Source organism: Solimicrobium silvestre, assembly GCF_002976435.1.
Lineage (GTDB): Bacteria > Pseudomonadota > Gammaproteobacteria > Burkholderiales > Burkholderiaceae_D > Solimicrobium > Solimicrobium silvestre.
In genome coordinates, this window is record NZ_PUGF01000008.1 from 128,201 (window position 1) to 149,607 (window position 21,407).

Consider the following 21,407-nt stretch of genomic DNA (forward strand, 5'->3'; position numbering starts at 1 on the left):
CGACAGTATATATTAAGCACAATAAGTTGATTTATTCACAATGCGCAAATTAGCACTACAAACATGCATGTGCTGATTTAATATCGGCCTTATTTTTTATTACTTGCCGATATAGGATCCAGCGGATCATACCAAAGTTCGCGTCGCGATAACGGCGTCTCGGGCGGCAACAGCGGATTAGAAATGTTTAATACGGCACGTTTATCAAGTCTGGCTTGGGTAATCTGCTGTTTTTTGAATTGGAAAAACAACTTAACTAAAGAGCCGTCGCGCACCATCTTTTCCATCCCCTTTTCAATTCGTTTTGCCAATTGCTTACCTTGTGGATCACGTCGCACAAAAAAATAACGCGGCAGGGGATAATGCAGCACCAAGCTAGGTTCAATCGACATGGTTGGATTGCTCTCTTGCTGCTTACCGTATTCGCTAAACGCCTCATCGATGCTGCGTGAAAAGATATCAAAGCGTAAATGCGTCAGCATCGAAAACAAGCCATCGTAATTAGTGCCCTCAATTACGGTAAAACCGGCAGAAGTCAGAATCTGGACATCAATCCAATCCTTGCCCTGACCAAAACGAAATTTGCGCAATTCATCCAACTTGTGGACAGAAGCGAAGCGTGGAAGATCTGCGTTGCGCACTAAAAATACCCGATAGCCAAGAATACCGCGATCAACCGGAATGCGGATCGGAAGGAATAATTTTTCAAGATCGATGGATGTTGCTCGAACAAAGACATTGATGGAGCCAGTCGGAATTTGCATTTCGTAATCCACACGCTTTTGCACCATCCCAAGCTCGTCGGCTTCTTGAATTTTATAAGGGCCAAATGTGTCAACGGTTTCGTCCATTGCCGCCCGCAACACGGCCCAGTCATATTGATAACGTGGGTCGGCAGCTGATTCGGCGGCTGGGTGAATAAGGAGTGTTTCAGCGCGAGCTTGCAGCGTCACGAGCGCCAAAAACGTCGCTGTTATGATGGTAAATTTACTACACCAGCGTTGCTTATTAATCCATTTTTTGAATTCCATACCGTCACCTTGTATTACCTGTCGGTTCATCTTGATAGTCGTGAATACCAAATTCCATAATTTAGAAGAAATTTCTTTGTATCAATACCAATCTCCAGCCTAATCTAAAAATGTCTAGCTTACTACCCGCATGTGAATAAATTAGTTTGTGGAACTTTGCTGAACGCCATCTGACGCATTCTGCCCCGTATTTTTTCAGTCTATCCCTCTGTTTCTGCACTCCATCGCTTACAAATTGATCCAGATTTTATACGCGATAGGATGACGCCATCAGTTCTTCAACTACCTTGAAAGGGATAAAAATGAAAACCATGGCACGCAACTCTCTGATTATCACTATTACATTAACCGCGCTCGCATTCATTGCAGTTTGTTTGATGTATTGCTTCGCTGACCCGATGACAGTTATCGTCGATAGTGAGCATGTTACCGGGATAACCGGTGCCGGTTTTGCATTCGGTGGTGTTTTGATGGCTATCGTAGCAGTAGTGCTATGCGCGGTATTTGTCAGCTTGATACTCGCCGGTGTTTCAGTGTTTTTAATCGCCTTGTTTGCTGCGCTTTTTATTGGTGGCCTCGTTTTGTTATCACCATTGCTGTTTCCAGCTTTGTTGGTGATTGGATTAATTATGCTGTTTCATAGAAAAAAACCTCATCATGCCGATGCAGCTGGGTAGGATAGGGTAGGCTGGGCGAACGCTCTATCAGCCCAGCATTTTATGATTAACATTGCTTCATTTTTCCCAGAAAAAAAGCCAACAGTTAAGATAACTGTTGGCTTTTTATGACTAGGCACACAAGGAAACTTGGTTCTAAACCAAACTAAAATTTAATCAATTTTGCACCGGCTTCACCTTAAACCAGGTGGCATACAGCGCCGGCAAGAACAGCAAAGTGAGCGCAGTTGCCACAATCAATCCGCCCATAATCACCACCGCCATCGGACCCCAGAATACCGAGCGCGACAACGGTATCATCGCCAACACCGCGGCGGCGGCTGTCAAAATAATTGGTCTGAAGCGACGCACGGCTGATTCCACAATCGCTGTCCACGGCGGCGAACCGGCGACAATATCCTGTTCGATCTGATCAATCAAAATCACCGAATTACGAATGATCATTCCAAACAAGGCAATCACGCCGAGTTGCGCCACAAAGCCCATTGGCCGGTGCAAAATCAGCAAAGCCATCGAAGCTCCTGCCAAACCCAACGGGCCGGTTAAAAACACCAGTACCGTGCGTGAAAAGCTCTGCAATTGGAGCATCAATAGAGTAAAGATAATAAAAATCACCAACGGCACATTGGCGGCAATCGAGTCTTGCGCCTTGCTACTGTCAGCCGCAGCACCGGCCAGTTCAATCACATAACCAGCCGGCAGAGTAGCGCGGATTGCTTCCAGTTTCGGATCAATTTGTGACGATACCGTAGCTCCCTGAATGCCATCAATTACATCCGACTGCACGGTAATGGCCCACTCACGTCCTTCACGCCAAACCACGCCCGGCTCCCACACCATATGCACCCGCGCCACTTGAGACAACGGCACAGTGCGGCCACCTGCGACTGGAATATTGGCTTGATTTAAGGCTTCAATCGTAGAACGTTCTTCCGCTGGTTGGCGCATGACGATATCGATCAGCTTATTATCCTCACGGAATTGCCCAACCGTCGTACCGCTTAATAGGGTATTCGCAGTACGCATTACCGTTTGCGAGCTGATGCCTAATGCACGTAATTTATCCTGCTCCAGATCCAGCCGCAGCACTTTAACCGATTCATTCCAGTTGTCATTCACGCCCAACGTATTCGGATTAACGCGCATGATTTCTTTAACCTGATCGGCAATCTTGCGCACGGTCTGCACTTCCAGTCCCATGACGCGGAACTGCACCGGATATGGCACTGGCGGGCCATTCGGCAATAGACGTACTCGCCCACGGACTTCCGGGAAGTCGGTTTTAAAGTACTCGCCAATTTTTAAGCGCAGCGCTTCACGTGCATTTAAATCGACCGGCAACACCACGATTTGCGCCACATTCGATTGCGGGAAAATTTGATCCAGCGTCAGAACAAAGCGCGGACTACCGGTGCCAACGTAACTGGTAATACTTTCGACGCCAGCCTCTTTACGCACCAACGCTTCAAATTTTTTAACTTGCGCTTCGGTCGCTTTAAATGAGCTTCCTTCCGGTAGCCACATTTCCACCATTAATTCAGGTCGGCTGGAATCTGGAAAGAATTGTTGTTCAATAAATTTAAAGCCAAACAAACCCAAGGCAAACACGCCCAGAGTAATGGCGATGGTGGTTTTACGCCATTCCACGCACCAGTTCACCAGCGAACGGAAGCGATTAAAGAACGGTGAATCAAAAACTTCATGCCCTGCACCGTGCGATGACACGGGTTTCACCTTGAGTAATAAATAACCGAGATAAGGCGTAAAAATAACTGCCACCAGCCATGAGATCAACAAAGCCAGCGCATTCACTGAAAACATTGAAAAGGTATATTCACCGGCGGCCGATTTAGCCAAGCCGATTGGTAAGAAACCGGCGGCGGTAATTAAGGTGCCGGTCAACATCGGGATTGCGGTTGAGGTGTACGCGAAAGTGGCGGCATCAAAGCGTGAAAAACCTTCTTCCATTTTGCGGACCATCATTTCGACAGCAATAATGGCATCGTCGACCAGCAAACCGAGTGCGATAATTAAGGCGCCGAGCGAAATTTTATGTAAATCGATATCTAAAATCCGCATGAATAAAAAAGTCACGGCTAACACCAGCGGAATCGACAAACCCACTACAAGGCCCGGCCAGATATCCAGACGCAGCGGTTTGGTATGCAGGCCCAGCGCCAGAAAGCTGACCGCCAGCACGATCACGACCGCTTCCATTAGTGCACGAATAAATTCATTGACTGAATCGGCGACGATTTTAGGTTGATTGGAAACCCGCTCAAGTGAAATACCGATTGGCAGCTTGGCCTTGATTTGCGCAACGGTTTTTTCCAGGTTTTGACCCAAAAGAATAATGTTGCCACCTTTTTCCATCGACACACCGAGACCGATAACTTCACGACCATTAAATCGCATTTTGTCTTGCGGCGGATCTTGGTATTCACGCTTCACAATCGCAAAATCGCCGAGGCGGAACGGTGTTCCATTGGCACGCAGTTCCAGATCTTCAAAGTCTTTTGCGGTCTTTAACGCGCCGGTCACGCGCACTTGTAAATTATCGGTTGAAGTGACTAACACACCGGTTGAATCGACCGCATTTTGTGCGTTCAATTGCGCTACTACCGCATCGACAGTAATGCCCAGCTGTGCAAATTTTTTCTGTGAAAATTCGATCATGACGCGCTCGTCCTGCGCGCCAAATAATTCTACTTTTGAGATTGATGGAATCCTCAGCAATTCCTGACGCACATAGTCGGCATATTCCTTGACTTGCGCATAATTAAAACCGTCGCCGGATAAGGCAAAAATAGAACCGTAAGTATCACCAAATTCATCGTTAAAAAATGGACCGATGACGCCGGGCGGCAACGTGCCTTGAATATCAGCCATTTTTTTACGTACCTGATACCAGGCTTGAGGTGTTTCCTTAGGTGGAGTCGATTCCCGCAGCTGCAAAATAATCGTGGTTTCACCGGGCTTGGAATAGCTACGGATTTTATCTATGTAGGGTGTTTCTTGTAATTTTTTTTCCAGCTTATCTGTTACTTGCTCAGCCATTTGCAAGGCAGTTGCGCCCGGCCAAACCGCACGTACCACCATCGCCCTGAAGGTAAACGGCGGATCCTCATCTTGTCCTAGTTGGCCGTAGCTAAATATTCCGCCGATCAGCAATGCCACCATTAAATAACGGGTCAGTGGAATATGTTCCAGCGCCCACCGTGACAAATTAAAACCGGATTTTATTTTGGATTTACTCTCCATTTGCTCACTGCGCTGTTCATGCCCGCTCATTGCGTAACTCCAGCGGAAGCCGAGAAGACATCGGTCACAGCAGCTACAGGATGTAATGCAGGCACGCTAACGGCCGAAGTTGGAGTTGAGGTTGAATCCGAGCCAGTTACTGGCGCAGTCACATTAGCAGCTTGCACAGCGCCTAATATCTGTACTTTTTGGCCTTCCTTGAGCATGTTCACGCCCGCAGTCACCACGGTTTGTCCAGCTGATATGCCAGACGCAACCAACACGTCTTCGCCAGCGGAACCAGCAACCTGAATCGGCACCAGGCGCACGTGGCCTTGTTCCACCAGCCACACCGAGGTAACATTTTTATCCTGAAACAGCGCGGTAGTCGGTAGCTTTAAAACGCTAGTCGCGGTTTTAGCGGCAAACGTGACATAGGCTGTCATGCCTAACTTAATATCTTTTACATCATTGGGTAACGCAATTTTGACCGTATATGTACGCGTGACCGGATCAGCAATAGGGGACAATTCACGCAATTTACCAGCAATAGACGAGTTAGGATTTGCCCAGATCCGCACCCGCACATCACTAATGTTGCGGATCGCATTCACTTTATCTTCAGGGATACCAATCACTGCATCAATTTCACCGCTTTGCGCCACGCGCACCACCGGCGTACCGGCTGCGACTACTTGCCCGACTTCCGCATCGATTTCGGTAACAACACCATCGACATCAGCTAGTAAAGAGCCATACGACGATTGATTCGACTGATTTTTTTGCGCCGCCGCAGCCTGTTCATAACTGGCTTGCGCTCCTTGATAAGCGGTGGTTTTGCTGTCCAGCACGGCTTGGCTAACGAAATTTTCTGCACGTAATTCGGTATAACGCTTCAGTTCGGCACGCGCCAGATCACGACTACTTTCTGCTGCGCGTAACCCAGCGCTGGATTGTACTTGCGCCAAGGCTAAATCTTGTCCATCTAACTGCATCAGCAGTTGACCACGCTTCACCACCGTACCGACATCGACTTTGCGCGCCACAATCTTACCTGCGACCCGAAATCCTAAACGCGATTCCACACGCGGCCGCAGCTCGCCAGAAAACTCGGCCAGCACGTCAGCACTACCCGCGCCCACCATAACGGCACGCACCGGACGCACTTCTTCCACTTTTTCTACCGGCTTGGAGCAAGCCGCCAACAAGCAGATCATGCTTGCTACGCAACTTATCTGTACAAATTGGACTATTTTTTGACTGGCAAAGTGCAGCTTATTTGAGGTGGTAGTTGAGGTGAAAGGCACGATTTTCCTTTTTCCTGGCGCTGAACCAAGAGCAAATTTAAGATGGATTTACAAAATTACTGACTTTTGGGTTAGTAATTATAATCGTGCCTTCTTAAATTTGCTAATGACTTTTGAGTCATTTATATTTTATTAACGCTCTATCGCAGTCAACTGTTACGCACTTAAGCGAGTTACTTACTACTCCCATTAACCAGGTAATTAAGAAGCATTACCCGATTTTATTTTTAACTCTAATCGTAATTTTGCTGAAGCATAAACAGCAGAGTCTTCACGCTTATCTACAGCCAGTACCAACACATATTGCATTGGCGCGCCTTCTGACATGGCTTGTTTCACTATCAATCGCAATCATACTGAAAATGAAAAATCATTTTCTTTCGCATCACACGACCTGATAAACCTGCCCAGTTTGTGCACCTTCAACGCTACGCCGAAACGCCAGCGCTGCACGGCGTGCCGGTACTGCTTCAAAACCGGCAAAGAAATCGCCATAAATACCCATCGATTCTTCCAGTATCGTTGGGCTAACCACGTTGATCCGGATTCCACGCGCCAATTCGATCGCCGCGCCCAGCACAAAACCCTCAATCGCCGAATTCACGGCAGATGCGTTAGCACCTAAGCGGATCGGCTGATTGGCAACGATGCCGCTGGTTAAGGTAATCGATCCAGCGTCGTTCAGATAATGTTGTCCGATCAAGGCCAGGTCAACTTGCCCTAATAATTTACTATTTAGACCAATGCGGAACTGCTCGGCGGTCATTTGCGTCAACGGCCCAAAATGCAAATTACCGGTAGTAGCAATAATGGCGTCGACTTTTCCGATGCGTTCAAACAACGTTTTAATGCTGTCGGAATTGGTGATATCAACCTGCAACTGACCGCGTTGATGACCAACCTGAATAATTTCATGGCGCGGGGCAAGCTCTGTAACGACTGCGCTGCCTAAGGTGCCGGTTGCTCCGATGTGAACAATTTTCATGATTTCCTCGTTGATAAGTAAATAAGAAGTACATAAGAAGTGAAGCTGAGTCGCTATCTTCTGTGTTTCTCGTCCGCAGATAAATACGATAAACTGCATTTCATTAAAAACTCAGAGTTTGCAATGGATAGATTATTGAGCATGGAAGTGTTTGTTGCCGTGGTAGAGAGCGGCAGTTTGACGGCGGCAGCAGAACTGTTTGGTATTTCACCGCCGATGGTCGGTAAACATATACGTCATCTCGAACAGCGTTTGGGCGCGAGTTTGTTGTCACGCACCACGCGCCGCCAAAATTTAACTGAAATTGGCCGTAGTTATTATCCGCGCTGTAAAGCGTTGCTAGAAGAACTCCGCGCTACCGAAGCTGGCACGCAAGCAATGCAGGCTACTCCACGCGGTCATTTGAGGCTGAGCACCACAGTGACATATGGTTCAATACAATTAGCGCCGCTGCTGACCGAATACTTAAACAATTACCCGGATATAAGCGTGGAACTGACCTTGAATGACCAGGTCGTGGATCTGATTGAAGAGGGCTATGATGCGGTGATCCGTGTGGGTGAGTTAGCTGATTCCAACCTGATCGCCCGACCTTTGCAGCCATACCACATGGCGGTTTGCGCCGCGCCGTCATATTTGACTAAACACGGCACGCCGGTCACGCCGGAACAACTGACTAATCACCAATGTCTGAATTTTACCCATTCTAATCAACGGGTTGAATGGCGCTTACAACAAGCTGATGGCGAGTTTTCCACTCAATCCAACGGCCGCTTTCAGTCCAATAACGGGCAAGCATTACGAATGGCTGCGCTGCAAGGTTTCGGCATCATCATGCAACCCCAATTATTAGTGGCCGACGATCTGGTGCAAGGCCATCTGGTCAGTATTTTGAGCGACTATTTGGCACCGCCACGCCCCGTGCATCTGGTCTATTTACGCGACCGTCAACAGGTGCCTAAACTCAGTACCTTTATTGAATTTATGATGCAACGACTGGGGGCGTAAATCCATGGTCATGGTGTTACGCCCCGCTAACTATTTCAAACCCAAGGCCTTTGCCACTCCAACGCCATATGCCGGATCAGCTTTACTGCAATTGTCCACATGGCGCTGCTTGATTGCCAACGGCGCATCACCTAGCGAGCGAGCGGTATTTTCAAACAGCACTTGCTGCTGCGCTGACGACATCAAACGGAACAACGCACCTGGTTGTGAATAATAATCGGCATCCACGCGGTGGTTCCAATGGTCGGCCGCGCCTTCAACGGACAACGGTGGCTCACGGAAATCGGGTTGCTCCTGCCATTGGCCGTAACTGTTCGGCTCGTATCCAATTGTGCCGCCGTGATTGTTATCCACACGCATGGCACCGTCGCGGTGATAACTATGTACCGGGCAGCGCGGCGCATTGACCGGAATCTGATGGTGATTTACTCCCAACCGGTAACGTTGGGCGTCGCCATAGGCAAACAAACGCGCCTGCAACATTTTGTCGGGTGAAAAACTAATACCCGGCACAACCGCCGCAGGATTAAATGCCGATTGCTCTACCTCAGCAAAGAAATTTTCCGGATTGCGATTCAGCTCCATTACACCAACTTCGATTAATGGATAATCTTTGTGCGGCCAGACTTTAGTCAGGTCAAACGGGTTGTACGGCACTTTAGACGCGTCTTGTTCCGGCATGATTTGCACCAGCAACGTCCACTTAGGAAAATCACCTTTTTCAAGACTATCGAACAAGTCGCGCTGATGACTTTCGCGATCTTGCCCAACCAGTTTTTCTGCTTCAGCGTCGGTCAGATTTTTAATGCCTTGTTCTGAGCGGAAATGAAATTTGACCCAAGAACGTTCGTTTTGCGCATTGATAAAGCTAAATGTATGCGAACCAAAACCATGCATGTGACGATAGGTGGCAGGCAAGCCGCGGTCACTCATTACGATAGTGACTTGATGCAGGGCTTCCGGTAACGAAGTCCAAAAATCCCAGTTATTAGTGGCACTGCGCAGATTAGTGCGTGGATCACGTTTGACGGCGTGATTTAAATCGGGGAATTTAAGAGCATCACGCAAAAAGAAAACCGGCGTATTGTTACCGACCAAATCCCAGTTACCTTCTTCGGTATAAAACTTGACTGAAAAGCCGCGAATATCGCGTTCGGCATCGGCCGCACCACGCTCACCAGCTACCGTAGTAAAGCGAGCAAATAAATCGGTTTTTTTGCCTACGCTAGAAAATAGTTTGGCGCGGGTATATTTACTGATGTCATTCGTGACCGTAAAACTGCCATAAGCGCCGGAACCCTTGGCATGCATACGCCGTTCCGGTATCACTTCGCGATTAAAATGCGCCAGCTTTTCCAACATCCAGACATCTTGCAACAACACGGGGCCACGTGCTCCGGCAGTCATGGTGTTTTGGTTATCGGGAACCGGCGCACCAGCGGCGGTAGTGAGTTTTTTGTCAGTCATATTGCTCCTTTGGGTGTTAACTTAAGCTCGGTGTACGAGTACAAAACCTGTCTGAATACGATCAGGCAAAGCTAAGCTTACTTGCTGAAGAAGCTCTTTACCAATATTTTTTTGCTATTGTTTTGATAGTTTTTAATAATTGATTACTTGTTTTTGATTTATTTTGACATTGATCGAGCAAGGAAAATCACTGAAACGATCCATCAACACATAGACGAGTCGCTGTCGAATCAAGTAAAGAAAAATCATAGGCCGATCAAAATACCTTAAGAAACGACACGCTTACTTGCTGTTACCTTAGCAATACGATTATTTCAACGCCAAACCGAACTTACGCCATCGGCTAGTCTACAATAGCGCTTACCTTATTTTCACGAGTATTTTGTGCTTAAATTAACTATCGCTTTCTTGCTAGCGCTGTCAATTACTGCCTGTTCGCCCAAGTTTGATTGGCGCGATGTGCGGGGCGGAGAATCACCTTATACCGTGTTAATGCCAGCCAAGCCGGCGTTATTAAGCCGCGAGATTCAACTGGGACAACAAACCGTCACCATGCACATGACAGGGGCGCAAATTGATGGCGTTAGTTTTGCCGTTGGCGCAGTTAAACTGCCCGATGCAGCGCAAGCCCAAACTGCACTGACCAATATAAAAATAGCACTACTAAAAAATATTTCCGGAACAATTACGCACGAAAAAACCTCGGCCAATACTAGCGAGAGTAAACTAACCATTAACACCGATTTCGATGCAATTAGCACGACTACAACAACCCGTATGGTGGGACGTTTAGTGGCACGCGATGTCTGGGTGTTTCAAGTAGTGGTCGTTGGGCCAGAAAAGGCGATTAATAAAGATGCTGTTGATACCTTCCTCAGCTCTTTTAAACCAATTTAATACGGCAAAGACAACATTCATCTGACAAAAGGCACTTTTTTTAGCGCTATTTATATTTGAATTTTTTATTTTGCTGTGCAACACTCTTCCCGTTTCTGTTTAACCTTTTATTTTAGTTAAGAAAGATTTCCATGTTAATCACGTTTAAATGCAAGGCCTCCCCTGACATCGTCATGTACAAGGAACATGCACAGCGCATTTTAGAATTGTTAGATAAAGATGTTGAACGCGGCATTATTATGCATACCGACACAACCACCGCTATTGCCACTATTGAAGCAGCCATCGCCGACAGCCGTGCCCATTCAGTAACTGAATTCGTACAACATGACATCACAGCGCATCCACAACCTAGTGAAAACGGCGACCATGTGCATGAGCGCGTTGAAAACGTCAGCTTCGCTTCCCGCGCATTTCCATTTTTACAAATGTTACGCGCAGCAAATGCTCAAGGTAGTGAAATAGTCTGGGGCGTGTAATGGTAGGCGCCCACGAGTCACGTTTAAGTATGGCTGATGGTACCGAGTTATTCATACGCGATTGGCTCATAGAAGGTGAAACGCAGTCCTGCATTGTTATTTTGCACGGACTTGGCGAGCACTGCGGGCGTTACAACCATGTTGCAGCATTTTTAAATTCATGCGGCTTTTCGGTACGCACTTATGACCACCGCGGTCATGGTCAATCGACTGGCGCGCGTGGCGATATTCCTGATCTTTTAGCGATTGTGCATGACGCTGAAATCATCATTAACGAGTTTGCGCAGCATTGCCAGACTCGTCCGATATTATTGGGACACAGCATGGGTGGTTTATTTGCCGCTCGTGTTGCTACTGCAGCCAACATTCCATTAAGCGGTTTGATTTTATCTTCACCGGCATTGGCTCTGCGCCTGTCAAAAATAGAAAAAATCCTTCTGAGTGTAATGAGCTCAATTGCGCCGCATTTTGCTATTTCAAACGGATTGAAGCCGGCACTGTTATCACATGATCCGGCGGTGATGACTGCGTATGAAAATGATCCTTTGGTACATAAAAAAATCACGGCCAGCTTATTAAATGGCATGTTCGCAGCCATCGAATTTGCGCAAACCCGCGCACCGATACTCGACATTCCTACGCTTTTATTAGTAGCTGAAGCCGATCAACTGGTTGACCCGCAAGGCAGCCATGATTTTTTTGAAAGTCTGCCAAGTAACCTCGGTACGGCACATTTTTATACAGACTTTTACCATGAAATTTTTAATGAAGTCGGAGCAGCAGATGTATTTCATGATTTACAAACTTGGTTAGCCGCGCGTCATTTTAGTACGTAATATTGACTGCACATAGCCGCTCCAAGCCATCAACCGCTGCATTCGTTTTTTTATAAGAATAAGATGACTAAACTACCTAAGCCACCTAAATTTCCCCAAGCTGCGCCGTTATTATCCGATCTCGATTTAAAATCAGACTCGCTGTCGTACAGCCTGATCGGCGCTTCACAAGCTATTTCTCTGGTATTAAACGGTCTGGCTTTACCGCAAGCACTCAGCAAGATATTTACTAGTTCCAATGTTGCGCCAGCAAATCGCGGTGCCATACAGGATTTATCTTATCGAACAATGCGCCAAGTCGGCCGCGTTGATGCGTTGATCAGTGCCATGACAACCAAAGCGCCAGAACCGGCATTGCTATACAGCTTGCTGTGTTGTTGTTTAGCGTTAATTGTAGAAGAAGATAAATCCGTACATCCGTATGCCGAATTTACGGTAGTTGACCAGGCTGTGAATGCAGCAGCGGCACATCCCGATATTGCACACGCTAAAAATATGGTGAACGCCTTATTACGGCGTTTTTTACGTGAGCGCAAAGAGTTGCTAGACACGGTAATGAAATTGCCACCAGCACGATGGAATTATCCACAATGGTGGATAGATTCATGCAAAACAGCTTACCCTAACGACTGGCAAGCAATCCTCACTGCAGGCAATTTAACGCCGCCACTCACGCTGCGAATTAATCAGCATAAAACTTCCATGTCGACCTATTTATCCCTGTTGCAAGAAAATGGAATGCCAGCAAAATCCATCGGCGACTTTGCAGTGCGCTTGGAACAAGCACTTCCAGTACAACAAATTCCCGGCTTCATGGATGGCTTAGTGTCGGTACAAGACGCTGCTGCCCAATTGGCTGCGCCCTTACTTGATCTGCAAGACGGTATGCGTGTGTTAGATGCCTGCGCGGCACCGGGCGGTAAAACTGGTCACTTGCTGGAAACCGCAAATATCAATTTGCTGGCTTTAGATTCTGATCCAAAACGCGTCACTAGAATCACCGAGAATTTAGATCGATTGCAGCTCAAAGCAAAGTTAATCGTCGGCGATGCAACTAAAACAGATTGGTGGGATGGTCAACAATTTGACCGGGTCATTGCCGATCTTCCGTGTACCGCTTCCGGCATTGTGCGGCGTCATCCCGATATCCGCTGGTTACGACGCAAGGTCGATTCTGCACAACTTGCCACACTTTCAGCGCGAATTCTCGACAATCTTTGGATGATGACCAAGCCTAATGGTAAATTATTACTTGTTACCTGTTCGGTGTGGCCACAAGAATCAGAAGCACAAGCTGCCGCGTTTGCACATCGCCATCAAGCTAAACGCTTAACGGCGCCTGGGCAGATGCTACCAACAGCGACGGCAGACTCTGATCATGACGGTTTATTCTATGCCTTATTTCAAAAAGAATAAATTGTTGTAATTGGTTCTTTTGATCACGCCGACGGTATCCATTTTTATTTAATCTAGGACTTACACAAAATTGTTCCGGCAAGGCACGCCGACGATGGCAGTACAACTGGTGTAACGCCGCTGGAGCGGTTTTGCGTAAGTCCCTTAATCTTTAAAGCGTTTCAGCCAAACAAAATGCAACGACTCATTCACTTGCTACTGTTTTCCATGCTCAGTTGCCTACTTTTTGGGCAGCCTTCTGCACATGCAAGCAGTATTGAAATTTCTTACGCCAGGATTGAATCGAGCGATGACAGTTATCGACTCGCTGCCAGTTTTAACTTTGAATTAACGCATGAATTGGAAAATGTTATTACCAGTGGCATTCCCTTGTATTTTGTGACTGAGGTAGAAATCACACGACCAAGATGGTATTGGTTCGATGAGAAGACGATTACCAATGAACAGACCGTGCGCATTTCCTACAACGTGGTCACCCGTCAATATCGCGCTTCGGTTAATGGCAACTTTGCGCAAAACTACAAAGACCTCGATGAAGCGCTGTCGTTAGTACGCCACCCAAGCCGCTGGATGGTTGCGGAAAAAACCAGCCTCAGCCGCGGTGCCACTTACAACATCGCAGTACGTAGCCGCTTAGATACCAACCAATTACCTAAACCGTTTCAATTTAATGCACTCAATAACAGTGACTGGCGCCTCTCTTCCGATTGGAAACGGATGACCTTCAAGGCTGATGAAAAGTGACCCGTCTTTTAAGGTATTTATTCGTTGTTGGCGCGGCAGTAACGGGCATTTTTCTATTTTTAATCGCCTCTCTTTCTGATCAAACCGCCGTTTTTGAAAAGAACTACATTTGGCTATTTGGCTTAAATAGCCTGGTCGCGATTGCTCTCCTGGCACTCATTGTTTTACTACTCACACGACTGTATCGCCGCTATAAAAAGAAAGAGTTCGGCACTCGCTTACTCACCCGGCTAGTAATTTTATTTGCGACCTTGGCTATCGTACCCGGCGCCTTAATCTATGCAGTATCGATTCAATTTGTGTCACGTTCGATCGAATCCGGTTTTGATGCGCGTGTTGAAAACGCGATTGATGCCGGCCTTAATTTAGGACGCAGTGCACTAGACAACTCGCTCAGTGAATTAACCATCCGGGCACACCGCTCAGCACAAGAATTAGCCGATTTATCAGGATCAAACCGGGTTATTCAACTGTCACGGTTATTTGAGCAAAACCAACAACTTGAAGCCACCATCGTCACCGGCCGGGGCCAGCTTGTTAGCAGTACCGGCGGTCAGTTCAGTTCTTTATTGCCCGACATGCCAACACAGGCGATGTTGCGTCAGGCACGTAATAACCGGGAATTTTCCGACTATGAAGGCGGCAACGAAACGAGTCCTGACGGGAGTATGGACGGCGACGGCGGGAATGAGCTCACACCAAAAGCCACCCAACAAACCGGCATTCGGCTGCGCGTTTTAGTGTTAATTCCCAACAACCAAGACAGCCTTTCTTTGCATGAAGATCCGCAATATTTACAGCTCATTCAACCTATCCCTGAATCTATTCGCATCAACACCGACAAGTTAGCGTCGGCCAGAAGTAAATATCAGGAATTGGCTGCTGGGCGTACTATTTTGCGGAAAATTTATATTGCCACGCTCACGCTGACCTTATTGCTGGCTATTTTTGCGTCGATTGTGAGCGCTTTTTTACTTGCCACCGACCTGATAAAACCGATTTTATTATTGGCAGAAGGTACCAAAGCGGTGACGCAAGGAAATCTGTCACCGAGGCCTATCATCGCCAGTTCCGATGAGCTCGGCAGCCTGACCAAGTCATTTAATATCATGACGCATCAACTGTTTGATGCGCGCGCTACTGTTGAAAAAAATCGTAGTGAACTGCAAAATGCCAAAGCCTATTTAGAATCGGTATTAGCCAATATGTCTGCCGGCGTGATGGTATTGGATCGCAGTTTTCATCTGGTCACGTGCAATGAGTCGGTTGAGCGTATTTTGCAATTACCATTAGAAAATTACATCGGCCAGCCACTTATTGAAATCCCTGGCCTGAGTACGTTTGCGCACGCCATTGCTAAAGCTTTTTCTGAACACAATGCACAATCCGCCGCTGGCGACAATGCCGATCAGCACTGGCAACAGCAAATAGAACTGCCGCGCCACCTTACTGGCGAACAGGATTCCGGTTTTGATTTTGGCGAAATGGCCAATAATAATCAAACCATCACGCTGCTGGCACGCGGATCACATTTACCGGTTTCTTCCGGCACGGGTAATGTCGTTGTGTTTGATGATATTACTAATATTATTTCCGCCCAACGCTCCATTGCATGGGGTGAAGTAGGGCGTCGTTTAGCGCATGAAATTAAAAATCCGCTTACCCCAATTCAGCTTTCCGCAGAACGCCTGCAAATGAAACTGCACGATAAACTGAATGTAGCTGATGCGGCAATATTAAGTAAAAGTACCGCTACGATTGTGAATCAGGTGAGCTCCATGAAACGCATGGTGGACGATTTCCGCGATTATGCGCGAACTCCACCGGCTCATTTAACCCCATTGAACCTAAATGGCTTGATTGATGAGGTCATGAATCTGTATATTGGCGGTGATGGCGCCGATGTCATACGCATGAAATTATCCACAGACTTGCCGACCATCATGGGTGATGCGACGCAACTAAGACAGGTTATTCATAATCTTTTGCAAAATGCTCAAGATTCCGTCAATGAACAGCATGGCAATTCCCCAGACCGACAAATTGATGTAATTACCGAAGTTGTACATTACAATAATTCTGAAGGGGAAATACAAAGCGCGGCAAGCTTATCAATTATTGATAATGGCGTAGGTTTTAGCAGTAAAATTTTAGCCCGTGCGTTTGAGCCCTATGCCACTTCAAAACCACGTGGAACCGGTTTAGGTTTGGCGGTAGTAAAGAAAATATTAGAAGAACACGGCGGACGTGTCGATATTAAAAACCGAACTGATGGAAATGGTGCAAAAGTAGCGATTTTACTGTTAAAGTTAGCACCTAATAATTGATCAACCTGCAGTGTTCAGGTTCATGAGACAGGATTGCAAATGAAAGGCAACAAATAATGGCAAATATTCTCGTCGTTGATGATGAAATGGGAATACGTGAATTACTCTCCGAAATATTGGGAGACGAGGGTCATGTTGTGCAATCCGCTGAAAATGCCCAACAAGCTCGCGAACTTCGCGGATTGTCCCGTCCTGATTTGGTTTTACTCGATATTTGGATGCCGGACACCGACGGCGTAACATTATTAAAAGAATGGCAGCGTGACGGCCTGCTAACTATGCCGGTCATTATGATGTCTGGTCATGCCACCATTGATACGGCGGTTGAAGCCACTCGTATCGGTGCGCTGAACTTTTTAGAAAAGCCAATTTCTTTACAAAAATTGCTAAAGGCAGTTCAGCAAGGCCTAACTAAAACGACGGAACCACAACGCGGCTCATTGCCGAACCGCATGGCTTTAACCACCGATGCCGGCATGGTCGTTTCGCATCAAGCCAGTTACGGTAATAGCAGCATCCAAACTACGCAAATTGGCACTCACCATGTTGTCGGCGGCAGTTTTGACGCACGCTTGGCACCTGCGCCCATGCCTCTCAACCCGCTCTCGCAATTTTCTTTCGATTTGCCTTTGCGTGAAGCCCGGGATTCTTTTGAGCGTATTTATTTTGAATACCATTTGCAACGCGAAGGTGGCAGCATGACACGTGTTGCCGAGCGTACTGGCTTAGAACGCACGCACCTGTATCGCAAATTAAAACAGCTTGGTGTTGAATCATTAAAATCATCCAAACGACACAATTGATTGTGGAATGATCAAAACTATCTTAGTGATAGGTGGAACAGCTTTTGAACGTGAAGTAGCGATAACGAACGCACTCGCTACTTCCTCAGAGCCTGATTTCAAAAAATCAGCGGTTCTATTAGAAGGATTGGCAGACGGTAAAACCACGTTATTATCTGATACCAACACCATCATTTCCCGTATTGCCTCAGGTTGTCTTTGTTGCGGTAACAATATGATCATGCGGGTTTATTTGAATCGCCTGATCCAGCAAAATCCTCATCAACTGTTCTTAAGCCTCTCCACAGCAGAGCATCTTGAACAGGTAAAGCTCTTCTTAACTACGCCCAGTTATAAAAAAATACTTGAATTAAGCACTGAGCTTAACCTAAACTCAATCAACTCCTAGAGAATTGTTACAGATTGTTAGCTGCAGTCAACAACCCTGTGAGTTTAGCCGTTATCACTTATACTGGAACAAGGAGTATGTCGTAAGTCGTAAGAGGTAGATTGTCACTTGAAATCCCCTGGTCAAACACCATCTTTCACTTTAACCTGGTCTTGAGCAAAGGAATCACAATGAACCTCATTTATAACAGCGAGCAGTACAGCGTCGTAGAATTTGGCGCTGATGATGACAATGAAGCGTTGCGCTATGGCGGTTATGAAATTACCGACAAAGCGGTAAAGCGTGAATTTTTCATGGGAGGTATGCAAGCTGTCACCTTCCGCAAAGATGTTTCGGATCTCATCGCCTCAGACCCTAGTTTAGAGGAAGTAGATGATTTTTTGGGTCAATACGACCCTTACATGCTGCAAATCGTTACTGTTCACTAACGTTCTTTAATCCTTCTCTAACAAACTGCGGAGATAACGACCACTCTCCCGCAGTTTTGTAGTGGATTAGTCGCCCTAATTAATCCCCCTTAATTAATAACATTAAGCAGCTACCAAACTGTATCTCTACACTTCGGCGCTTCAATCAATCGTCTGCACAGCAACATCCAACACTTCGTTGATTATTCAGTACATTCAATTACATTTTGCGTAAGCACTACAGGTTATTAACTATTTCCAGCTAAACTCAAATTTACACGCGATTTAATCTTTATTGCATTGGAGCACTTAAATGATGTCGATTTTTAGTTCCCGTCGATTCGCCGTATTCAGCCTCTTAGTTATCGGATTTTTGAGCAGCACGTTCGCTTTAGCGCAAGCGATACCAAGCAATAACACTGCCGCTTATTCACCGCAACAGCTTGAAACCTTGGTTGGGCGCATCGCGCTTTACCCTGACGACTTGATCGCCATCACATTACCCGCCTCAACGTACCCGCTTGATGTTGTAAAAGCGCAACGTTTTTTGGATAAATTTAGGATGGACAATAGCTTAATGCCGGACCCATCAATGGCGGACCCTGTGGTTAAGTTACTCAATTATCCCGACATCATCAGGCTGATGAACGACGACTTGGATTGGACCCAGGCATTAGGTGATGCCGTTGATGCGGATGAAACAGGGGCTCTTGCAGCGATTCAATCATTCCGTCGCCAGGCTGAATCCGTAGGCAATTTAAAAAGCGATGCCAAACAGGTCGTCGCGGTTGACAACAAAATCATCACCATCGTGCCTATCAATCCGGAAGTGATCTATGTGCCGATGTATCAACCGGCACGCGTCATCGTTTATTCCCCAACGCCTTACGTTTGGAGCTATTACCCAACACCGTACCCCTCTTATTATTATCCTTACCCAATTGGCGGCCGCTTTTCCTTTGGCTTTACATGGGGGGCAGCAGTTGGCTCTGGGTGGTACACCAATTGGCGTGACGGACATATTAACAACCACGTAGCCACCAATATTCATGATTATGCTAATCGCCCATCCGGTGGGCAAAACTGGCGCAACAATCGTCCGCCGACTCAAACAAAAATCGGAATACAAACACGTTAGTCACGTCTAGGTTTTCAGCCTGGCGATCCGCGTGATGCCCCCCCCAAATCCTGCTAATACGCGTCCAAGCAATATTGAGAATTCGAGGCCATACTTTCTTTGCATAAAGTGATGAGGGAAATTATGTAAAAATAGTATCTCAATCCCTGCAAAATCACCTCATCATGCAAGACTCATTAGTGTATTTAAATGGCGTACTGACGCCTCTTTCTGAAGCCAAAATTCCTGTATTAGATCGTGGCTTTATTTTTGGTGATGGCATTTACGAAGTCATTCCTGTTTATGCGCGTAAGATGTTCCGTGCAGAGCAGCATTTAGCGCGCTTGTTTCGCAGCCTGGCCGCCATTCGTATTACGAACCCGTATACTGAATCAGCCTGGATTAATCTCATTGAGCAAGTGATTAACGCTCATCCTGCCGATGACCAAATGGTGTATCTACAAGTTACCCGTGGCGTCGCAAAACGCACCCATGCATTTCCTGTTGACGTGACGCCAACCGTATTCATCATGACCAATCCACTCGCATCGCCCAGCATGGCGGCACGTGCCAAAGGAGTGGCTTGCATCAGCATGGAAGATAAACGTTGGTTGCATTGTGAAATTAAATCTATTTCGCTACTAGGAAATATATTGGCGGCACAATACGCGGTAGAAAATGAGGCCACCGAAACCATCCAGTTTAGGGATGGCTTTTTAACCGAAGCATCCGCATCTAACGTATGGGTCGTCAAAGATGGCGTACTCACGGCACCGCCTAAAGATAATCTGATTTTGGAGGGGATACGTTATGGTTTAATTGAAGAAATGTGCCAGGATCTGCAAATTACGCTTGTTGCGCGTAAAATTACACGTTCTGAAGTCTTTGCTGCCGATGAAATACTATTATCATCTGCCACTAAAGAAGTTTTACCGGTGGTATCCATTGATGGCAACATCATTGGCACTGGCCAACCCGGCCCCATCTACACAGCACTTTATACTGCTTACCAAATAGCGAAAAAACAATGAGTGAAGATAGTTTAATAGAATACCCGAGCGACTTCCCCATCAAAATCATGGGTGCGATGCATGAGTCGTTTGCGCAAACCATGTTCGAGTTAGTGTTATTGCATGATCCTGATTTTGACGCCGCAAAAATGGAAATGCGTCCATCGGCCAAAGGTACTTATTTGGCGATTACCGTCACGGTACGCGCCACTAGCCGTGAACAACTCGACAATTTATACCGCGCTTTATCCGGTCACCCCATGGTGAAAGTTGTTTTGTAATTCGCATTACATCAAACTGCTCGCTCCCAACCACCGGCCACTGTCGCACAGCGTTTGAGCGACCTCTAACACCAGTCGTTCCACCGCACTGGCGGCATTCGTGAGCGGGATATTTTTCGACGCACACAACACCACTGTGCGTGAAATGTGGCTATCTGCAATCGGCAATGCGATCATTTCCCCACGTTCAATTTCAGATAATAACGGCGCAACCGGCAAAATAGTCGCGCCCATATCAGCCAATAATGCCGACTTCAAAATAGCGACGGAATTAATGTCGATCACATCGCCTATCGCTAACCCGGCATGTCGTACCAAATTTTCTATGCGTGGCCTGACCCCGTGCTGGTAACCCGGCAAAATTAACGGTACTTGCAGCGCGGCAGCAAGATCGATTGACGTACCCAGATGAGCAAAGCGTGAATTAGCACAGGTGATATACATCATCTGTTCTTCAATCATCGGCTTTACGATGAATGGGGCCAGCTGCCCGTCATCAAACAAGACCGCTAAATTAATCCGCCCCGACTTCAATTGCTCGATTAAATTACCCGATAATTCTTCGGTTAATTGCAATGAAATTTCAGGGTATTTTTCACGCACCGCCATCAATAACGGTAGTGCCAACGCGCCAGAAACACTTTGTGGAATGCCCAACGCCACGGTGCCCGTTGGACGTAACGCCGATTGCGCCACCGCCGATTTCGCGTCACCGACCTGCTTTAAAATCGCCTGCGCATGCTCGTAAAATAATTTACCCGCGTCCGTTGCCGACATCCCTTGCGCCGAACGATGCAACAGCTGTGCACCTAATTCTTGTTCAAGTAATTGTAATTGTTGAGTCAGCGCTGGCTGTACAATATGCAGCACTCTTGCAGCACGCGACAAAGAACCGTGGTCAACGATGGCGACAAAATAACGGAGTTGGCGTAGTTCCATAAATTAGTGCATTCAGTGATGTGCTGTGTCTTTAAAAATTTCTTTAAT

Annotated in this window: 21 protein-coding genes; 14 read left to right on the forward strand and 7 right to left on the reverse strand. The window is 46.8% G+C overall.

Translation table 11 applies throughout. The features are described 5' to 3' along the window. Nucleotides 1-89 precede the first annotated feature (89 nt). Nucleotides 90-1,061 carry a hypothetical protein gene (locus S2091_RS10135; RefSeq protein ID WP_243405386.1) on the reverse strand — a complete coding sequence of 324 codons (972 nt, stop codon included), beginning with the start codon at nucleotides 1,059-1,061 and terminating at the stop codon, nucleotides 90-92. Between the two features lie 281 nt (nucleotides 1,062-1,342). Here S2091_RS10135 and S2091_RS10140 point away from each other — a divergent pair, with 281 nt between their 5' ends. Then, nucleotides 1,343-1,708 (forward strand): hypothetical protein, encoded by a 366-nt coding sequence (locus S2091_RS10140; protein WP_165794965.1) that lies wholly within the window; start codon nucleotides 1,343-1,345, stop codon nucleotides 1,706-1,708. 156 nt (nucleotides 1,709-1,864) lie between these two features. On the opposite strand, the gene S2091_RS10145 is transcribed toward S2091_RS10140, so the two are convergent. The 4 genes from S2091_RS10145 to S2091_RS10155 all read right to left on the reverse strand — a co-directional run bounded on the left by S2091_RS10145 (nucleotide 1,865) and on the right by S2091_RS10155 (nucleotide 7,240). Then, nucleotides 1,865-4,999, reverse strand: coding sequence for an efflux RND transporter permease subunit (locus S2091_RS10145; RefSeq protein ID WP_243405387.1), 3,135 nt, complete (start codon nucleotides 4,997-4,999; stop codon nucleotides 1,865-1,867). Next, nucleotides 4,996-6,255, reverse strand: a complete 1,260-nt coding sequence (locus tag S2091_RS10150) for an efflux RND transporter periplasmic adaptor subunit (RefSeq protein WP_243405388.1) — start codon at nucleotides 6,253-6,255, stop codon at nucleotides 4,996-4,998. Before S2091_RS10150 ends, S2091_RS10145 begins: the two co-directional genes overlap by 4 nt. A gap of 201 nt (nucleotides 6,256-6,456) precedes the next feature. Next, entirely contained in the window at nucleotides 6,457-6,582 is a 126-nt protein-coding gene (locus tag S2091_RS24650) for a hypothetical protein (RefSeq protein ID WP_279337697.1), read from the reverse strand. A gap of 58 nt (nucleotides 6,583-6,640) precedes the next feature. Next, nucleotides 6,641-7,240, reverse strand: a complete 600-nt coding sequence (locus S2091_RS10155; RefSeq protein WP_105531699.1) for a short chain dehydrogenase — start codon at nucleotides 7,238-7,240, stop codon at nucleotides 6,641-6,643. 123 nt (nucleotides 7,241-7,363) lie between these two features. Here S2091_RS10155 and S2091_RS10160 point away from each other — a divergent pair, with 123 nt between their 5' ends. Beyond that, nucleotides 7,364-8,248 (forward strand): LysR family transcriptional regulator, encoded by an 885-nt coding sequence (locus S2091_RS10160; RefSeq protein ID WP_105531700.1) that lies wholly within the window; start codon nucleotides 7,364-7,366, stop codon nucleotides 8,246-8,248. A gap of 30 nt (nucleotides 8,249-8,278) precedes the next feature. On the opposite strand, the gene S2091_RS10165 is transcribed toward S2091_RS10160, so the two are convergent. Next, nucleotides 8,279-9,715, reverse strand: a complete 1,437-nt coding sequence (locus tag S2091_RS10165) for a catalase (RefSeq protein ID WP_105531701.1) — start codon at nucleotides 9,713-9,715, stop codon at nucleotides 8,279-8,281. A gap of 384 nt (nucleotides 9,716-10,099) precedes the next feature. Here S2091_RS10165 and S2091_RS10170 point away from each other — a divergent pair, with 384 nt between their 5' ends. From S2091_RS10170 to S2091_RS10225, 12 genes are all read left to right on the forward strand, one after another. After that, a complete protein-coding gene (locus S2091_RS10170; protein WP_105531702.1) occupies nucleotides 10,100-10,612 on the forward strand; it encodes a hypothetical protein in 513 nt (170 codons plus the stop codon). 131 nt (nucleotides 10,613-10,743) lie between these two features. Continuing rightward, on the forward strand, nucleotides 10,744-11,091 hold the full coding sequence (locus S2091_RS10175) for a DUF1840 domain-containing protein (RefSeq protein WP_105531703.1): 348 nt from the start codon (nucleotides 10,744-10,746) through the stop codon (nucleotides 11,089-11,091). Then, nucleotides 11,091-11,927, forward strand: coding sequence for an alpha/beta hydrolase (locus S2091_RS10180; RefSeq protein ID WP_105531704.1), 837 nt, complete (start codon nucleotides 11,091-11,093; stop codon nucleotides 11,925-11,927). The genes S2091_RS10175 and S2091_RS10180 overlap by 1 nt, the downstream gene beginning before the upstream one ends. Before the next feature lie 63 nt (nucleotides 11,928-11,990). Next, on the forward strand, nucleotides 11,991-13,343 hold the full coding sequence (gene rsmB, locus S2091_RS10185; RefSeq protein ID WP_105531705.1) for a 16S rRNA (cytosine(967)-C(5))-methyltransferase RsmB: 1,353 nt from the start codon (nucleotides 11,991-11,993) through the stop codon (nucleotides 13,341-13,343). Between the two features lie 174 nt (nucleotides 13,344-13,517). After that, nucleotides 13,518-14,087, forward strand: a complete 570-nt coding sequence (locus S2091_RS10190) for a DUF4390 domain-containing protein (RefSeq protein WP_243405389.1) — start codon at nucleotides 13,518-13,520, stop codon at nucleotides 14,085-14,087. Then, a complete protein-coding gene (locus S2091_RS10195; RefSeq protein ID WP_105531706.1) occupies nucleotides 14,084-16,414 on the forward strand; it encodes a sensor histidine kinase in 2,331 nt (776 codons plus the stop codon). Before S2091_RS10190 ends, S2091_RS10195 begins: the two co-directional genes overlap by 4 nt. 56 nt (nucleotides 16,415-16,470) lie before the next feature. Then, nucleotides 16,471-17,217 (forward strand): response regulator, encoded by a 747-nt coding sequence (locus S2091_RS10200; protein ID WP_105531707.1) that lies wholly within the window; start codon nucleotides 16,471-16,473, stop codon nucleotides 17,215-17,217. 7 nt (nucleotides 17,218-17,224) lie between these two features. Further along, a complete protein-coding gene (locus S2091_RS10205) occupies nucleotides 17,225-17,605 on the forward strand; it encodes a GTPase (RefSeq protein WP_207769677.1) in 381 nt (126 codons plus the stop codon). Nucleotides 17,606-17,775: 170 nt separating this feature from the next. Beyond that, nucleotides 17,776-18,033: a BTH_I0359 family protein gene (locus S2091_RS10210; RefSeq protein ID WP_105531708.1), complete on the forward strand. Its 258-nt coding sequence runs from the start codon at nucleotides 17,776-17,778 to the stop codon at nucleotides 18,031-18,033. 292 nt (nucleotides 18,034-18,325) lie between these two features. Then, nucleotides 18,326-19,150 (forward strand): DUF3300 domain-containing protein, encoded by an 825-nt coding sequence (locus S2091_RS10215; RefSeq protein ID WP_105531709.1) that lies wholly within the window; start codon nucleotides 18,326-18,328, stop codon nucleotides 19,148-19,150. A 164-nt stretch (nucleotides 19,151-19,314) separates the two neighbouring features. Continuing rightward, nucleotides 19,315-20,160 (forward strand): D-amino acid aminotransferase, encoded by an 846-nt coding sequence (locus S2091_RS10220; protein ID WP_105531710.1) that lies wholly within the window; start codon nucleotides 19,315-19,317, stop codon nucleotides 20,158-20,160. Further along, nucleotides 20,157-20,420 (forward strand): DUF493 family protein, encoded by a 264-nt coding sequence (locus S2091_RS10225; RefSeq protein WP_105531711.1) that lies wholly within the window; start codon nucleotides 20,157-20,159, stop codon nucleotides 20,418-20,420. Before S2091_RS10220 ends, S2091_RS10225 begins: the two co-directional genes overlap by 4 nt. A 6-nt stretch (nucleotides 20,421-20,426) precedes the next feature. On the opposite strand, the gene S2091_RS10230 is transcribed toward S2091_RS10225, so the two are convergent. After that, nucleotides 20,427-21,359, reverse strand: a complete 933-nt coding sequence (locus tag S2091_RS10230; RefSeq protein WP_105531712.1) for a LysR substrate-binding domain-containing protein — start codon at nucleotides 21,357-21,359, stop codon at nucleotides 20,427-20,429. Between the last annotated feature and the right edge of the window lie 48 nt (nucleotides 21,360-21,407).

What these genes read in the sequence shown, in the direction of transcription:
- S2091_RS10135 (WP_243405386.1), bottom strand. Translation starts at nt 1,061, where the DNA reads ATGAACCGACAGGTAATACAAGGTGACGGTATGGAATTCAAAAAATGG.
- S2091_RS10140 (WP_165794965.1), top strand. Translation starts at nt 1,343, where the DNA reads ATGGCACGCAACTCTCTGATTATCACTATTACATTAACCGCGCTCGCA.
- S2091_RS10145 (WP_243405387.1), bottom strand. Translation starts at nt 4,999, where the DNA reads ATGAGCGGGCATGAACAGCGCAGTGAGCAAATGGAGAGTAAATCCAAA.
- S2091_RS24650 (WP_279337697.1), bottom strand. Translation starts at nt 6,582, where the DNA reads ATGTCAGAAGGCGCGCCAATGCAATATGTGTTGGTACTGGCTGTAGAT.
- S2091_RS10155 (WP_105531699.1), bottom strand. Translation starts at nt 7,240, where the DNA reads ATGAAAATTGTTCACATCGGAGCAACCGGCACCTTAGGCAGCGCAGTC.
- S2091_RS10160 (WP_105531700.1), top strand. Translation starts at nt 7,364, where the DNA reads ATGGATAGATTATTGAGCATGGAAGTGTTTGTTGCCGTGGTAGAGAGC.
- S2091_RS10165 (WP_105531701.1), bottom strand. Translation starts at nt 9,715, where the DNA reads ATGACTGACAAAAAACTCACTACCGCCGCTGGTGCGCCGGTTCCCGAT.
- S2091_RS10175 (WP_105531703.1), top strand. Translation starts at nt 10,744, where the DNA reads ATGTTAATCACGTTTAAATGCAAGGCCTCCCCTGACATCGTCATGTAC.
- S2091_RS10180 (WP_105531704.1), top strand. Translation starts at nt 11,091, where the DNA reads ATGGTAGGCGCCCACGAGTCACGTTTAAGTATGGCTGATGGTACCGAG.
- rsmB (WP_105531705.1), top strand. Translation starts at nt 11,991, where the DNA reads ATGACTAAACTACCTAAGCCACCTAAATTTCCCCAAGCTGCGCCGTTA.
- S2091_RS10190 (WP_243405389.1), top strand. Translation starts at nt 13,518, where the DNA reads ATGCAACGACTCATTCACTTGCTACTGTTTTCCATGCTCAGTTGCCTA.
- S2091_RS10200 (WP_105531707.1), top strand. Translation starts at nt 16,471, where the DNA reads ATGGCAAATATTCTCGTCGTTGATGATGAAATGGGAATACGTGAATTA.
- S2091_RS10205 (WP_207769677.1), top strand. Translation starts at nt 17,225, where the DNA reads ATGATCAAAACTATCTTAGTGATAGGTGGAACAGCTTTTGAACGTGAA.
- S2091_RS10210 (WP_105531708.1), top strand. Translation starts at nt 17,776, where the DNA reads ATGAACCTCATTTATAACAGCGAGCAGTACAGCGTCGTAGAATTTGGC.
- S2091_RS10215 (WP_105531709.1), top strand. Translation starts at nt 18,326, where the DNA reads ATGATGTCGATTTTTAGTTCCCGTCGATTCGCCGTATTCAGCCTCTTA.
- S2091_RS10220 (WP_105531710.1), top strand. Translation starts at nt 19,315, where the DNA reads ATGCAAGACTCATTAGTGTATTTAAATGGCGTACTGACGCCTCTTTCT.
- S2091_RS10225 (WP_105531711.1), top strand. Translation starts at nt 20,157, where the DNA reads ATGAGTGAAGATAGTTTAATAGAATACCCGAGCGACTTCCCCATCAAA.
- S2091_RS10230 (WP_105531712.1), bottom strand. Translation starts at nt 21,359, where the DNA reads ATGGAACTACGCCAACTCCGTTATTTTGTCGCCATCGTTGACCACGGT.